The sequence below is a fragment of the Gordonia asplenii genome (assembly GCF_012933505.1).
GTDB classification, from domain to species: Bacteria; Actinomycetota; Actinomycetes; order Mycobacteriales; family Mycobacteriaceae; genus Gordonia; species Gordonia asplenii.
Genome location: NZ_JABBNB010000007.1, coordinates 1 through 14,542 on the forward strand (window position 1 = coordinate 1; position 14,542 = coordinate 14,542).

The following is a 14,542-nucleotide window of genomic DNA, read 5'->3' on the forward strand; positions in this document are numbered from 1 at the left end:
GGTGGAGTGCCCTTCGCGTCGCAGTCACTCAGCACAGCGACTCAACCACCCCAGCTGGACGAATGCCGCGGAAAAGTCGACAAAACGTCCCTACACCGGTTCGAATTCGACCTTGCGCGATGACGGGTCCGCCAACACCAGGCGTACCCGGAGTTGTTGGGCCGGAACGAGATCGCCGGTGCAGGGGGCGATCACCGCGTGGTCGGCGAGGAAGATCTGCGCCGGACGCTGCTCTTTCGGTGCGTGCGTCACCACGGCGTCGTACTCGTTGCCGACCTCGTCGGCGAGGACCACCGACTCGGCCAGGTCGATCGAGAGCCGGTCCGCCTTCGATCCGAGTGCGTCGGCCGAACGCAGCAGCTTCGGCAGGGTCGGTAGCGCGGAGCGGACCCACTCGGGGATTTCCACCCCCGTTGTCACCGACAGGCATACCTCGGTGGCGAAACGGTCGCCGAGCCGACGCAGCGGGGCCGTCACATGTGCGTACGCTCCGCCGACGCCGGCATGTTCGGTCGTCGTCGGCGTCGAATCCGCGGGCAGCGCAAGATAATCCGACCCGCGCAACAAGCCGCTGGCGCCGGCCATCATGGCGAGTGTGGTCGGGGCGTCGTCGGGCAGCCCGGACAGGAATTTGCCCGCGGGCTGATCGACGGGCCAGGACAGGCCGAGGGCGGTGGCCAGTGCGCGGACCTTGGCCACGGCGTCGGGCGCCGCGGGCGGCACCGTGCGCAGCAGACCTATCCCGGCGTCGCGCATGATCGTTCCGGCGCACATTCCGGTCAGCAACGACAGTTGCGCGTTCCACAGGTCGGAGTCGTAGCGTGGCGCGAGTTGCAGCGTCCACGCGCCCGACGCGTCACGTACGACGTCCTGCTCGGGCAGGTCGAGGTCGATGGCGCCGCGTTCCAGACCGGCCCGGCGTCGAAGGTCACCGAACTCGGGGAGCGCTGCGATCGACGGGTGAAGCGTGCCCGACGCCGCGTCGGCGCTGACGCCCGCATAATTCAGTTTCGCGACCGACCGGACCGTGGAGCGTCGGACCTTGACGTCGACGACCGCACCCGCGTGATCCACCCGGATCGTCCACAGGACGGCGGGCCGAACCTGATCTGGCAGCAGCGACCCGGCTCCCTCCGACAATGCCCGCGGATGCAGGGGCACCGACCCGTCCGGGAAGTAGTAGGTGGTTCCGCGGCGTCGACTCTCCTGATCCAGCTCGCCTTCCGGCACGACCAGCGCCCCGACGTCGGCGATCGCGTAGTCGACGACGTACCCGTCGGCGTCGGTGGTGAGGTGAACGGCCTGGTCGAGGTCCATCGAGGTGGGTGGGTCGATGGTCACGAACGGCAACGCCGTGTGATCCTCACGAGTACCGGCGTGGGCGTCGACGATGTGTTCGGCCTCGTCCTGCGCCTGCGCGCCGTACTCTTCGCTGATGCCGAGCTCAGCGCGAATGGCGTCGAAGTCGATGTCGGGCGCCGAGACTCTGCGTTGCACGTCCCCCACCCTACGGGTAAGTAGCACGCGAGTGGGCGAACGAGCCAGCCTATAAGCCGGATCATGTCACGGTCGCGAGACCGTGGGCGACCATCCATCTGGGCACACCGTCACCGGGTACCTCGAGCGGTCCACCCGCAGGCTCAGGCGAGCAGCCCTCGAACACCTGCGCATCCGCACCCGGCGCGCCGGGTGCGAACTTCGACCTTGCTCCGGGTGGGGTTTACCGAGCCGCTGCGGTCACCCGCCGCGCTGGTGCGCTCTTACCGCACCGTTTCACCCTTACCGCGCCGAGGGCGCGGCGGTCTGTTTTCTGTGGCACTGTCCCGCGGGTCACCCCGGGTTGCCGTTAACAACCACCCTGCTTTGTGGAGTCCGGACTTTCCTCGACGCTCGGCGTACGCATCGCTGCGCCGTTCCGCTCGTCGCGGCCGCCCGGCCGACTCGTTCGCGTGTCGAGAATACCGCGTCGTCGAAGCCGGCTCGGCCGGGTGACCCCTACTCCAGGTGCGCCACATCATTGCAACTGCGCACCACCGAGCCGCCGTCGGGAAAATACTCGACCAAGGAGACCGATGCGAGGTCCAGGTGCAGGTGAAACAGAAACTCCGGCCCGACGCGCAGCGCGTCGCGCAACAGAGTCTTGATGGGCGTCACGTGGCTGACGACGAGGACGGACTGACCGGGGTGAGCGTCGACGATCACGTTGCGCGCTGCGACGACGCGCTCGCGCACGGCGTCGAAGCTCTCTCCGTTGGGAGGTGCGATTGTGGTGTCGCCCAACCATTCTCGATGAATCTGCGGGTCACGCTCGGCCGCCTCGGAGAACGTGAGTCCCTCCCACGCCCCGAAGTCGGTTTCGATGAGGCCGTCCTCGATGGCGACGGGCAGCCCGTGTTCGAGCGCGACCGTCTGTGCCGTCGACCGTGTCCGCTGCAACGGCGACGATACGACGGCGTCGATGTTCCACGCGGACAACCGTCTTGCGGCCGCCGCGGCCTGCTGCCTGCCGAGTTCTGTGAGTTCCGGGTTGCCGCGCCCGGAGTAGCGCCGCTCCACCGACAGCTCGGTCTGCCCGTGCCGCAGCAGAATCAGCCGGGTTGGGGCGCCGCGTTGCCCCTGCCAGCTCGGCGTCGACGCCGCGCCGCCACTCACTTGGGCAGACCCGATTCCGAGGTGCGGATCAGCAGCGCGCCGCATTCTTCACAGCGCAGCACCTCGTCGGAGGCGGCCATCGCGATCGACGACAACGTTCCCCGGTCGAGCTCCATTCGGCATGCGCCGCAACGCTGTTGGCGCAGCAACCCGGCACCGACGCGACCCGACGCGCGCTGGCGGTCATAGATCGCGAGGAGCTCGGTGGGGGCCTCGGCGGTGATGGCATCGCGCTTGTCCACCGCGTCGCTCAGCTTCTCGTCGACCTTGACCAGCGCTGCGTCCCTGCGGGTTTCGATGTCGGCGCGGTCGGATTCCAGCTGCGCGACGGTGGCGCTCGCCCGCTGCTGTTCCGCGGTGGTGGCTTCCTGACGTTCCATCAGCGCGAGCAGGTCGTCTTCGAGGACGCTGCGGCGGCGACGCAGCCCGGCGAGTTCGTGCTGGAGCTCCGCGAGTTGCTTCGGCGGTAGACCGCCGCCGTCCAACTGTGCCGCGTCCTTCTTCTCTCGTGCACTCATGCCGTTGACCTCGGAGTCGACGCGACGATACTCGCGATCGATGTCTTCGGCGGCGATCTGCGCACGCACCAAGTCGTCACGGGCACCGTCGATGCGGGTGGTCAGCTCGCTGATCTCCGCGTCCTCGGGCAGGCTGGAGCGTTCGCGTTTGAGACGGGCGATCTGTGCGTCGACGTCTGCGACCTCCAACAGTATCCGCTGGCGACTCGCCTCAACCTTCATTGCGCTCCCTATTTTGTTCTCACCACAAGCTGAGCCTGCAATCCTACCGTCCGCTACCGGTGACGGTGAACGGGTCGGTGGGAACGTCGAAGACCTCGGCGCGCACTCCGACCGCCCGGACCACCTCGGCCGCCTGCGCACACCAGGGAAACTCGGTGGCCCAGTGCCCCGCGTCGATCAGCGACGGCCCGCCGACGCGCAGATGCTCGTCGACGACGTGGTGGCGCAGGTCGGCGGTGACGTACACGTCGGCCCCGCACGCGCGGGCCGCACCGAGCAGCGAGTCACCCGCCCCACCGCACACCGCGACCACATGCACCGTCGAATCCGGTTGTCCCGCACCGCGGATACCTGCCCCGCCGCCGGGAAGCCGTTGTGCCACAAGGTCGACGAAGTCGCGCAGGGTCGTCGGCGCGGGCAGCGAGCCGACCCGCCCCAATCCGACGTCACCGGGCAGCGCAACGGATTCGAAGACGTCGAAGGCGGGTTCTTCGTACGGGTGCGCGGCCCGCAGCGCGGCCCGAACGGCCGAACGCAGATGCCGGGCGGCGACCATCTCGACCCGTTGTTCGACGACGGTCTCGCGTGCCCCGACGGTCCCGATATGCGGGTTCGCGCCCGCTTGCGGTTCGAACTGGCCGACGCCGCCGACGCTCCACGAGCACGCCCGGTAGTCGCCGAGCGCACCGGCCCCGGCTGCGAACATCGCCTCCGTCACCGCCGCGGCGTCGACGTCGGGGACCATCACGACCCACTTGTCGAGCGCCTCGGTCGGCAACGGCTGCAACGGTTTCAGGTCGTCGACGCCGAGTAGTCGGGCCAGCGCGTCGGATACTCCGGGATTGGCGCTGTCGGCGTTGGTATGCGCGGTGAACAGCGCACAACCGCCGCGGATGAGGCGATGGATGAGCGAGCCCTTCGGCGTCGACGCCGCGACCGTGTCGACGCCGCGCAACAAAAGCGGGTGATGCGCCACGATCATCTGCACTCCGGCGTCGAGTGCCGCGCGCACGACGTCGTCGGTGACGTCGATGCAGACGAGGACCCGCTCGACGGCGTCGGCGGGGTCACCGCAGACCAGCCCGACCGAATCCCAGGACTCGGCGAGCTTCGGCGGGTACGCCCGGTCGAGGGCGTCGACGACGTCTCCGACGGTGGGCTTCCCGCCGGGCCCGGCAGTAGAAGTAGTCGGGGTCATCACCACTGCCTCTCGGAGTCGACGGATTCGCGTAATGCGCCTACGAGCGCGGCAACACTATCGTCGTCGCGCACCGCGAGGCGCAGATAGTCCGCCCCGAGCCCGGTGAAGTTCGCGCAGCTGCGGACGGCGAAACCCTTGTGCCGCAAGCGTTCTTTGACGGCGAGCGCATTCGGGACGGCAATCGTGACGAAGGGGGCGGCCGGGTGCCCGACGATGTCGATCCCGGCGGCGTCGAGGCGTCGGACCATTGCGGCGCGCTGGGCACGCACGGCCAGCGCCTCGCTGCGCGCATACGCCAGACCTTGCCGATCGAGGCACGCACCGATGGCCGCGGTGGCCGGTGAGCCGACGGCCCAGTGTCGTCGAATGCGGGTCAACCGCGCTATCACGTCGGGCGCGGCGAACAGATATCCGGCGCGCAGTCCGGCGAGACCGAATGTCTTGGTGACGCTGCGTATCACGATGAGGTCCGGATCACGTTCAGCGGCAACCGATTCCGGTTCCATGATCAGATCGCCCGCCGCGTCGACCGCGCAGGTGAGGTCGGCGAACGCCTCGTCGACGACGACGATCCGGCCGGGACGTCGGAGCGCGTCGACGTCGGCACGCGGGTGGAGCACCGACGTCGGGTTGGTGGGATTGCCCAGCACGACGAGGTCGGCGTCGTCGGGCACGAGTGCGGCGTCGATACGCCAGTGCGGGGCACGGCACACGACGTCGGTGATGCGGACTCCCGCAGCGGCGAGCACGCGGGCCGGTTCGGTGAACGACGGCACCACCAGCGCCGCATGCCGGGGCTCCAGCCGCGCCAACAGCTCGAATCCCTCAGCGGCTCCGGCGAGGAGCAGCACCTCCTCGGCGGGTCGACCGTGTGCGTCTCCGACGATCGAACGCACCTCGTGCTCGCGCGCCTGCGACGGATACGACGCCAGCGAATCGACCGCGGTGAGCAACGCCGCACGAACGAACGGAGGTGGCCCACCCCGCACATTGACGGCGAAATCGACCAGGCCGGGCTCCGCGTCCGCGTCGCCGTGGCGCTGCGGGGCGTACAGATCCGCGGTCGAGGCTGCAGCCGATTTCATAGTGACCAACCCTACGGGGCACCATGGACTGGTGACTGCTGCGGCCATCGATACCCTGCCCGATCCACACGCGACGCTGTTGTTCGATCTCGACGGCACCGTCACCGACAGCGTCGAAGGCATCGTGGCGAGTTTTCACCACGCGTTGGCGGCGGTGGACGTCGAGCCGCCCAGCGGCGACCTGGTCACCGCGATCGTCGGGCCGCCGCTGGTCGACACCTTCGCCTCGCTGGGCCTCGACGACGACACGACCGCGCGAGCACTGGACGCGTACAAGGACCGCTACGGTCGCATCGGCTGGCAGGAGAACGTCGTCTTCGAGGGCATGGCCCAACTGCTGGCGGACCTGTCGTCGAACGGCCGGACGCTGGCCATCGCGACGAGCAAGAACGAGACGATGGCCCGGCGCATCCTGGAGCACTTCGGGCTGGCCCACAATTTCGCGGTCATCGCCGGCGCCAGCGACGACGGAACGCGGCGGGCGAAGGCCGACGTCGTAGCGCATGCCCTGCACGGACTCGGCGTCGAGCCGGTGGAACACGCCGACGGTGGAACGCCGAATATCGTGATGATCGGTGACCGAATTCACGACATCGAGGGCGCCGCAAAATACGGGATCCCGGCAGTGGCCGTCGGATGGGGTTACGCTACCGAGAGTGAGGTCCATGATGCTGCCTGGACCGTGGAATCTGTCGACACGTTGCGCGAGGTACTTGGTGTCTGAACAACTGCACGTCTGTTTCGTCTGCACCGGCAATATCTGTCGGTCCCCCATGGGGCAGAATATTTTTCGTAAGGCGCTCGCCGACGCCGGGTTATCCGAGCGCGTCCGGGTGAGCAGCGCGGGCACCGGTGGCTGGCATGAGGGCGAGCCGGCCGACAATCGGGCGCGGACCGAGTTGCTGGCGCACGGCTACTCCGACACGCATGTCGCGGCACAGTTGGCGCCGCAGCATTACGACGCCGATCTGCTGATCGCGATGGACCACGGCCACCTCAAGGATCTGGAACGCAAGCGGTTGGGACCGCGGGTGCGTCTGCTACGCAGTTTCGATCCCGAGGTCGACGCCGACGCCGAGGTCGCCGACCCGTACTACGGTACCCAGGAAGACTTCGGGGTCGCCCGCGAGCAGATCGAAGCGGCCATCCCCGGGCTGATCGACTGGGTGAACGCACAGCTCGGCGTCACCGCGCCGACGCTGCATGACGCGCTCGACGGCTGAGGGAAGTCGGTTCGGTACCGTTGAGTGGTGTTCCGAACGTTCCTTCGCCCCGGCTGGATTGTGCTCGGGCTGGTTGTGGTGGCGTTCGCCGCGCTGTGCTTCTGGATTCTGGCACCCTGGCAGCTCGGTAAGAACTCATCGACCGAAAAGCGCAACGACCTGATCCGCACCGCCGTCGGCGAGGCCGTGGTGCCCATCGACGACATCGCCCCCGCGGGCCGCGCGTTCGCCCCCGACACCGAGTGGCGGGAAGTGTCGATCGACGGAAGATACCGGCCCGACCTGCAGGTCGCCGTGCGACTGCGCTCGGTGCAAGAGCGCCCGGCCACCGAGATTCTGACGCCGTTCGTCAGCGCCGACGGACGGGCGTTCCTCGTCGACCGCGGTTACGTGCGACCCGATCAAGGAAAGTCGATCTCCGACGTTCCCGCTGCGCCCACCGGACTCACCACCATCCATGCCCGCATCCGCAAGAACGAGGGCACCTCACCCGGCCGCGGTGCGCACATCGCCGACGGCGTGAAGGCCGTGTACACGATCGATCCGGTCGTCGTCGGGACGCAGACCGGACTCACCTTCGACGACTTCTATCTGCAACTGTCGGCGAACCAACCGGGTTCACTCGGCGAAATCGCACTCCCCCAACTGGATTCGGGCCCATACCTCTCCTATGGCTTGCAGTGGCTGGCCTTCGGCGTCATGGCGCCGCTGGGCGCGGCCTACTTCATCTACAGCGAAGTGAAGCATCGTCGGGCAGTGCGCGACACGACGTCGTCGGGCGACGAGGTGTCGGTCGAGCCGCCGAAACCGAAAACTCAGATGCGCGACGCCGGCTTCACCGCGGCAGCGTCGACGCAACGCCATCAGATCGGTTCGGGCCCCGACGCGAGCGAGGCCACCGACGACGTGAAAGCGAAGCTGGCGAAGCGCTACGGCGGGTGAGGCGACTACGCCCCGGGGGTCGATTCGAAAGTGGTTACCGGAACGGGTTGGGCGGGTAGGGGCTCTGCCCGGGGTTCGGCTGCGCGCCCGGTCCCTGTTGTCCGGGGTAAGGGCCCTGCTGCGGCGCGAACGGCTGCGACGGCCGTTGTTGTTGTTGCGGTGCACCGTAGCCCGGATTGGGCCCGGGACCGTTCGGGCGGGGCGCGCCCGGAGTCTGCTGCGGCGCACCGAAACCCGGATTCGGGCGCGGCGCCGACGGACCGGGCTGCGGTCGGCCGAAGGGCGACCCCGGCGGGCCGCCGAACTGCTGCCCCTGCGGCGAGACGTAGCCCTGCTGCGGTGCCTGCCCGAACTGTCCGGGTGCCTGCTGACCCGGCCCGAACTGTCCCGGACCCCCGGGACCCGGGTAGCCGATGTTGTTCTGCGCCTTGCGTTTACGGGAGCGTCGAATCGAAACGATCGCCAACACGAGCACCACCAGCACGACGACGGCGATCAGCGGGCCCAGCCACAGCCACATGTTGCCCGTGCCGCTGCCCGACGAATCACCGCGCGGTGCCGCCAACTGCACGCCGTGCGACTCGAGGTAGGAGCGCAGGGCGATGTTGTCGGTGATGAAGTCGAAGGACGCCGCGTTGTCGGTGGACACCGACGAATTGGTGCCGATCACGTTGCCGTCGGTGTCGACGGTCGGTCCGCCGGACATGCCGTGGCCCATCCCCGCGGAGATCTCCGTCTTGGTCACACCGTTGTTGGTGTTCTGCCGCGACGACACCGTTCCCGTCTTATACGACGGCTGCGGAATCCTCGACGTGTCGGTGACCACCCGAACCGCGCCCGGGAAACCGACCGCGGTGATCGCCTCTCCGGGTTGCGGAACGTCGGTCGAAATGGCAAGCGGCACAAGGTTTTGGTTGTTGATCCGGAGAAGTGCGTTGTCGCCGTCGTCGAATTGCTGGAAGTCGACCACCTCTGCGTCGACCCAGTCGGTCAGCACCTGGCCGTTGCCGGACGGCTGCTGCACCGCCACCGACCGCGTCGGCGAGGCGGTGGAATCGGCGGTCGACCCGGAGACCGGCCATTTGTCGGCGGTCGCGATCTTGTAGTTGGCGGTGGCCTCGGCGTCGGTCCAGTTGTACTCCGACTGCAGCAGCTCGATGCTCTTCTGTCGGAAGGCGTCGACGATGTCGTCGCCCTTGCCGTTGACGCAGTGGCCGGCGGTGGCGATCGAACCCTTGGTGTCGACGGCGTAACCGGTGCAGGTGGTGGTCAGCGACATCTCGGGGGTCCACACGGTACCCGTCTTCAACGGGACCTGAACGTAGCCCTTGTAGATGGTGCGGATGAAGATGATCGACGGACCCACGATGTCCGAGATCGACTGTTTCGGCGCTGCGCTCGCTGCGCCGGGCGCCAGTGCGACGAGTGCGAGCAACGCCGCACAGAGAGCGACCAGCACGCGTCGCGCGCCCAGTCCGATGTTTGCCTGTCGCATAGCCGTCCTAAGTCTCCTAGTAATGCGGCGTGAACACGAAAGTCGCCGGGGCGTCCCCTAAACCCCGAGGCCGGTGGCCACCGAATCGCAGATGGCCAACGTTAACACGGTGAAATCAGCTCCAGGCCTGCGCAGGCGAGGTCGGGCGGCAAGTTCAGTCAACCATCCGACGCCGCAGAATCCGGCCGCCGACGACGGCTCCGACGACCGCCGCGGCGGCACCGTATTGCACCCGCCGCGACAATGCGACCGCCGCGCGAAGATCGTCGACGCCGGGCGCACGACCGGACCCCAGCAGCGGGCGCTCCTCGGTGTGCAGGGGGTAGACGGTCGTGCCGCCCAGAGTCACGTCCAGCGAACCGGCGAAGGCCGCTTCGACGACGCCGGCATTGGGGCTCGGGTGCCGTCGGGCGTCGCTGCGCCAGGCATGCAGCGCCCCGCGCGGACGGCCGCCCAGCACCGCTGCCAACGCACCGGACAGTCGCGCCGGCAGTAGATTCACGGCGTCGTCGAGGCGCGCGCTCGCCCAGCCGAACCGTTCATAACGCGGTGTGCGGTAGCCGACCATCGCGTCGAGGGTATTGACCATTCGGTAGGCCAAGACGCCGGGTGCGCCCGCCAATCCCGCCCAGACCAGCGGCCCGACCGTGGCGTCGGAGGTGTTCTCGGCGATGGATTCGATGGTGGCGCGGCAGATCCCGGACTCGTCGAGCGCCGCCGGGTCGCGGCCGCACAGACTCGGTACCAGCGCGCGGGCCGCCTCGATGTCACCGCGTTCGAGTGCGTCGGCCATGCGGTCACCGATGCGGCAGAGGGTCGTGCCCCCCAGCGTCGACCACACCGCGGCTCCGACCGCGATCGCTCCCCCGCGCTGCAGCACCAATCCCGTTGCGGCAGCACCGGTTACGCATACCGCGACGTAGCCTACCCCAGCCCCGCGCCGATCGCGGTAGGTAAGCTTCTCCAGTGCGCCCGCGAGATGTCCCATCCCGGCCACCGGATGCCACCGAGCGGGGTCGGCGAAGACCGCGTCGGCCGCCACCCCCAGCGCGATGCCGATGGCCACGTCCGACACTGCGGTTGTTCGACGAGTTGTCACGTCGCACATCGTACGAGGCGGGCCCGACGTCGGGCCCGACCCCGGCGCTGTGGGACCGTTGTGTCGTGGCCAAAGCAGCTCCCATCCCGGTCGCGGGCGTATATCCGATCGACACGGGCACCGCCGAGCTGACGCGCGACAGATTCACCGACGGATGGCTGCTGTCGATCAATGGAGCGCACAGTTCCCATATCGACCCCGACGACCCGCTCGCCCTCGACTTCGAATACATGAGGTACATGGCGGCTGTGATCGCCGAACGTGTCCCCGACGACAGTCCGGTGCGAGTACTGCACCTCGGCGGAGCCGCGTGCGCACTGCCGCGCTACCTCGCACAGGCGTACCCGGCGTCGAAGCAGGTCGCGGTGGAGGTCGACGCCGAACTGGCCCGACTGGTGCGTGATTGGTTCGACCTTCCGCGTGCCCCGCGGTTGCGCATCCGCGTCGGCGACGGGCGGGCCGTCGCCGGTTCGCTCACCCCGGCGTCGCGCGATGTCGTAGTGCGCGACGCCTTCGGTGGTGAGCCCCCGCGCACACCAGCACATCTGACGACGATCGAGTTCACCGAGGCGATCCGTCGGGTACTCGTGCCCGGCGGCCTCTACCTCGCCAACTGCGGCGACAGCCGTGACCTCAGTCTCGCGCGGGCCGAAGTCGCCACGGTGTCGGCGGTGTTCGCCCACGTCGCGCTCGTCGCCGACGCCGGCATGCTCAAGGGGCGGCGGACCGGCAACATCGTGATCGCCGCGAGCGACACGCCGATCGAGGCGACGTCGGAATTGGTGCGCACCCTGCTCGCCGATCCGCTGCCCGCACAGGTGATGACGGGTGCGCGGGCTAGAGAATTCGGCCGAGCCGAGGTGCGGCGCGACCGAAGTGTCGGCTTCCCGAACGACGAGTGTCCTACCGGCTAGTTAAACTCTGTCGGTGCGACATTTCCATCCACCCACCACGACGGCCGCCGCTGCTGCTGCGCGACCGATCGTCGGGCCCGGCGTGGCCGGAGATGTCAACCCAGCCAACGAGCCAGGGGGCAAGCGGTGACGGAAGAATCGTCGAGAGTCGGGTCCACGCTGGGGCCCTACCGGGTTGATGCGTTGATCGGCCGAGGCGGGATGGGCGAGGTCTATCAGGCCTACGACACCGTCAAAGACCGCACGGTGGCGCTCAAATTGCTCTCACCGCATCTCGTCGACAACGAAGAGTTCCGGTCGCGGTTCATGACCGAGTCGCGGACCGCGGCCCGGCTGTCCGAGCCGCACATCATCCCGATCCACGACTTCGGCGAGATCGACGGGTTGCTGTTCATCGACATGCGCCTCGTCGAGGGCCAGGACTTGCGCACCATCCTGAAGAAGGGGCCCATCCCGCCGGCGCGGGCCGCCAACATCGTCGGCCAGATCGCCAACGCGCTCGACGCCGCGCACAAACACGGTCTGGTGCACCGCGACGTCAAGCCGGACAACATTCTCATCGACGAGAACGACTTCGCCTACCTCGTCGACTTCGGTATCGCCCACGGCATGGGTGACACGAGCATGACGATGGCCGGTACCGCGCTGGGTTCGTTGGCCTACATGGCGCCCGAACGTTTCGGCGACGAGCAGGCCGGGCCCGCGGCGGACACCTACTCACTGGCGTGTGTGCTGTACGAGTCGCTGACCGGGCGCCAGCCGTTCGTCGGCAGCAGCACCGAGTCGCTGATCACCGCACATCTGACCAAGCAACCACCGATGACCGGCATCGCGCTGGACCCGGTCATCGCCTACGGCATGGGCAAGGACCCGGCCAGTCGCTACGGGTCGACCAAAGAGTTCGCCCGCGCGATCTCGCGGGCGCTGGCCACCATGCCGCCCGTCGCACAGAACTCCGTGATCACGCCGCCCCGGCCGCATACCGGTCCCCCGCAGTCGGGCGGATTCGCGCAGTCCGGACCGCCGCGCCAGACCGGCTGGCCGACGTCGGGGCCGCCGCAGCAGGCCCCGATCCGTCAGGTGTTCCCGGGGGCCGGGGCGGTCGGTCCGCAGGGGTCGTCGGGTCCGCAGTTCGCGTCGGGCCCCGGGCCGTCGGCGCAGTCTGGAGCCACTCAGTCGGGTCCAGCCCAGTCGGGTCCAGCCCAGTCGGGGTCCACCCAGTCCGGTTCCGGCCAGTCCGGGCCGTTCGGACAGTCGGGGTCGTCGGGTCCGCAGTTCGCTTCCGGACCGCTCGGGCGGCAGTCGGGCCCGCACGGCGCGTCGGGGCCGCAGGGTTTCTATGGTTCGTCGGGCCCGCAGGCGACGTCCGGACCACAGGGATCTGGTCCGCAGGCGACGTCGGGTCCGCAGTTCGCGTCCGACCCGCAGCGCTTCGGCTCCGGCCCGCAGGCACAGCCCGGTCCGGGTGGATTCGGCCCGCCGACCGGCGGCACGGGTGCTCCGGCCTATTTCACCGGCGCACCCAATAACTCAGGCGCACAAGGACTTCCGCCGAAGCCGAAAGGTACCAACACCCGCAAGATCGCGATTATCGCGAGCGTCGCGCTGCTGGTGATCGTGCTTGGCACGGTCGGCATCATCGTGGCGACCAGCGGCGGCAGCGATCCCACTCCGCCGACGTCGACCGGTCCGTCGTCGTCGACGATCGCCGGCAGCACCGTGGCGTGCACATATCGCAGCGTCCCGGCGAAGGGGCCGACGTCGCCGCAGCCGCCGACACAGCAACCGAACACCGGCACCACCCTCATCGACATCGACACCTCGCAGGGGCAGCTCAACCTGACCCTGAACCATGCGATGGCACCGTGTAACGCGGGCGCGGTGGTGTCACTCGCGAAGAACGGCTATTACGACAACACCACCTGCCACCGACTCTCGTCCGACGGCACGTTGTTGATCTGCGGCGATCCGACCGGAACGCAGGCGGGCAGCCCGGGGTGGGCCAACATCGACGAGTTCCCGAAAAACCTCACTGCCAGCGGCGGCAACGACAGCAAAGGCCGGGCTCTGGTCACTTATCCGCGCGGGACGGTGGCGCTGGTCAACTCCGACCCGACCGAGCGGTCGAACGCATCGAACGGCACCGCGGCCGGTACCTTGATCTTCTTCATGAAGCCCGCCAACATCGCACCGATCTACTCGGTGGTCGGCACCATCGACGATGCGTCATTGACCATCCTCGACCGCGTCGCCACCGGCGGAATCACCCCGGACAAGGGCACCACCGAATACGGTCGGCCCAATACGCCGGTAGTGATCTCGACGGCGACGGTGAAGTGACTAGGCCCTAGACGACGTAGTTCAGTTTCGCCACGATGGTCTGCGCGAGGGCGGTGTCGCCGTCCGCGGTCACCGACGTCGGGTCGGCGCTGCTGCGGCCGCCTGCCAGTCGCGCAAGGTCGACGGCGTCGACGCGCAGCGTCACATCCGGTGCGGCCGAGCCGAAGTCGTCGACGAGGCCGGCTCGATCACCGACGTAGATACGCGCGGTCGCCGTCGCCGCACCGGTGACGTCGACCTGAACGCGCGTGCCCGACGGTGCACTGGCTCGTTTCCCGACGACGTAGGGCAGGCTCGCGAAGATCTCGGTGATCCCCCACTCCGCCGCAGCCGACTGCGCGGGAGCGGGCAGCCGCAGGCTGTCGCGCAGGTCGATGTCGTGAACCCAGCAGTCGAAGGTGCGGATCCGCATGAACCGACCGTACGAGTCCGGTCCGGCCGGGGTGGCGGTCTGGGCGTCGAAGTCGTTCTGCGACATGGCGTTGAGCGTGCCGGTACGCACGGCGATGATCTCGTCGTAGGCGTCGAGCACCTGCTGCCGGCTCGATTTCCGGAAATGCGTGAGCCAGCGCTCGTTGAGTTCGCCGATCGGATTGCGGACGTGCGCGGCATCGCTGATGTCGACGTCGGGGACGGCGCGACCGTCGAGCAGCGATTCGGTGCCGATGATGTGCGCGATGACGTCGCCGGTGGACCACCCCGGCAGGATGGACGGGCCGTACCACGCGGCGTCGTCGAGTTGGCTTGCGAGAGAGCGTAATCGAGCCCATTCGTCGATGAGCGCGGTACGCACCGAATCGATGGGGACGCTGGTGGGCTGTGCCATGTCACTCCTCCTCGGCGAGCTACGC

13 protein-coding genes and 1 other RNA gene are annotated in these 14,542 nt (G+C 68.4%); 5 read left to right on the forward strand and 9 right to left on the reverse strand.

All coding sequences use genetic code 11. From position 1 onward, the window contains the following. Nucleotides 1-90: 90 nt before the first annotated feature. The 6 genes from HH308_RS08180 to cobC all read right to left on the reverse strand — a co-directional run bounded on the left by HH308_RS08180 (nucleotide 91) and on the right by cobC (nucleotide 5,678). A complete protein-coding gene (locus HH308_RS08180; RefSeq protein WP_170193709.1) occupies nucleotides 91-1,497 on the reverse strand; it encodes an RNB domain-containing ribonuclease in 1,407 nt (468 codons plus the stop codon). Nucleotides 1,498-1,533: 36 nt separating this feature from the next. Beyond that, nucleotides 1,534-1,944, reverse strand: an RNA gene (gene rnpB, locus HH308_RS08185) — RNase P RNA component class A. 51 nt (nucleotides 1,945-1,995) lie between these two features. Beyond that, nucleotides 1,996-2,652, reverse strand: a complete 657-nt coding sequence (locus tag HH308_RS08190) for a histidine phosphatase family protein (RefSeq protein WP_312870471.1) — start codon at nucleotides 2,650-2,652, stop codon at nucleotides 1,996-1,998. Beyond that, a complete protein-coding gene (locus HH308_RS08195; RefSeq protein WP_170193711.1) occupies nucleotides 2,649-3,392 on the reverse strand; it encodes a zinc ribbon domain-containing protein in 744 nt (247 codons plus the stop codon). Before HH308_RS08195 ends, HH308_RS08190 begins: the two co-directional genes overlap by 4 nt. 43 nt (nucleotides 3,393-3,435) lie before the next feature. Then, nucleotides 3,436-4,590, reverse strand: coding sequence for a Nif3-like dinuclear metal center hexameric protein (locus HH308_RS08200; RefSeq protein WP_170193712.1), 1,155 nt, complete (start codon nucleotides 4,588-4,590; stop codon nucleotides 3,436-3,438). Further along, nucleotides 4,590-5,678 carry an Rv2231c family histidinol phosphate aminotransferase CobC gene (gene cobC, locus HH308_RS08205; RefSeq protein WP_246284402.1) on the reverse strand — a complete coding sequence of 363 codons (1,089 nt, stop codon included), beginning with the start codon at nucleotides 5,676-5,678 and terminating at the stop codon, nucleotides 4,590-4,592. Before cobC ends, HH308_RS08200 begins: the two co-directional genes overlap by 1 nt. Nucleotides 5,679-5,709: 31 nt before the next feature. On the opposite strand from cobC, the gene HH308_RS29710 reads away from it, so the two are divergent. From HH308_RS29710 to HH308_RS08220, 3 genes are read left to right on the forward strand one after another with little or no spacing between them, the layout of a single operon-like run. Further along, nucleotides 5,710-6,402 carry an HAD hydrolase-like protein gene (locus tag HH308_RS29710; RefSeq protein WP_312870472.1) on the forward strand — a complete coding sequence of 231 codons (693 nt, stop codon included), beginning with the start codon at nucleotides 5,710-5,712 and terminating at the stop codon, nucleotides 6,400-6,402. After that, a complete protein-coding gene (locus HH308_RS08215; protein ID WP_170193715.1) occupies nucleotides 6,395-6,901 on the forward strand; it encodes a low molecular weight protein-tyrosine-phosphatase in 507 nt (168 codons plus the stop codon). Before HH308_RS29710 ends, HH308_RS08215 begins: the two co-directional genes overlap by 8 nt. Nucleotides 6,902-6,928: 27 nt before the next feature. Then, on the forward strand, nucleotides 6,929-7,843 hold the full coding sequence (locus tag HH308_RS08220) for an SURF1 family cytochrome oxidase biogenesis protein (protein ID WP_170193716.1): 915 nt from the start codon (nucleotides 6,929-6,931) through the stop codon (nucleotides 7,841-7,843). A 34-nt stretch (nucleotides 7,844-7,877) separates the two neighbouring features. Here the strand turns inward: HH308_RS08220 and HH308_RS08225 are convergent, their stop codons facing one another. Beyond that, entirely contained in the window at nucleotides 7,878-9,338 is a 1,461-nt protein-coding gene (locus HH308_RS08225) for a trypsin-like peptidase domain-containing protein (protein WP_170193717.1), read from the reverse strand. 154 nt (nucleotides 9,339-9,492) lie between these two features. Continuing rightward, nucleotides 9,493-10,446, reverse strand: coding sequence for a cobalamin biosynthesis protein (locus HH308_RS08230; protein ID WP_170193718.1), 954 nt, complete (start codon nucleotides 10,444-10,446; stop codon nucleotides 9,493-9,495). Between the two features lie 56 nt (nucleotides 10,447-10,502). On the opposite strand from HH308_RS08230, the gene HH308_RS08235 reads away from it, so the two are divergent. Together HH308_RS08235 and HH308_RS08240 are read left to right on the forward strand one after the other, a co-directional pair. Then, the gene (locus HH308_RS08235; RefSeq protein WP_170193719.1) at nucleotides 10,503-11,351 is read left to right on the forward strand and encodes a spermidine synthase; all 849 of its coding nucleotides are present in this window, start codon (nucleotides 10,503-10,505) and stop codon (nucleotides 11,349-11,351) included. A gap of 126 nt (nucleotides 11,352-11,477) precedes the next feature. Then, nucleotides 11,478-13,691: a protein kinase domain-containing protein gene (locus HH308_RS08240; protein WP_170193720.1), complete on the forward strand. Its 2,214-nt coding sequence runs from the start codon at nucleotides 11,478-11,480 to the stop codon at nucleotides 13,689-13,691. A 7-nt stretch (nucleotides 13,692-13,698) separates the two neighbouring features. Here HH308_RS08240 and HH308_RS08245 read toward each other — a convergent pair whose 3' ends face one another. Next, the gene (locus HH308_RS08245) at nucleotides 13,699-14,517 is read right to left on the reverse strand and encodes a maleylpyruvate isomerase family mycothiol-dependent enzyme (protein WP_170193721.1); all 819 of its coding nucleotides are present in this window, start codon (nucleotides 14,515-14,517) and stop codon (nucleotides 13,699-13,701) included. Nucleotides 14,518-14,542 lie beyond the last annotated feature (25 nt).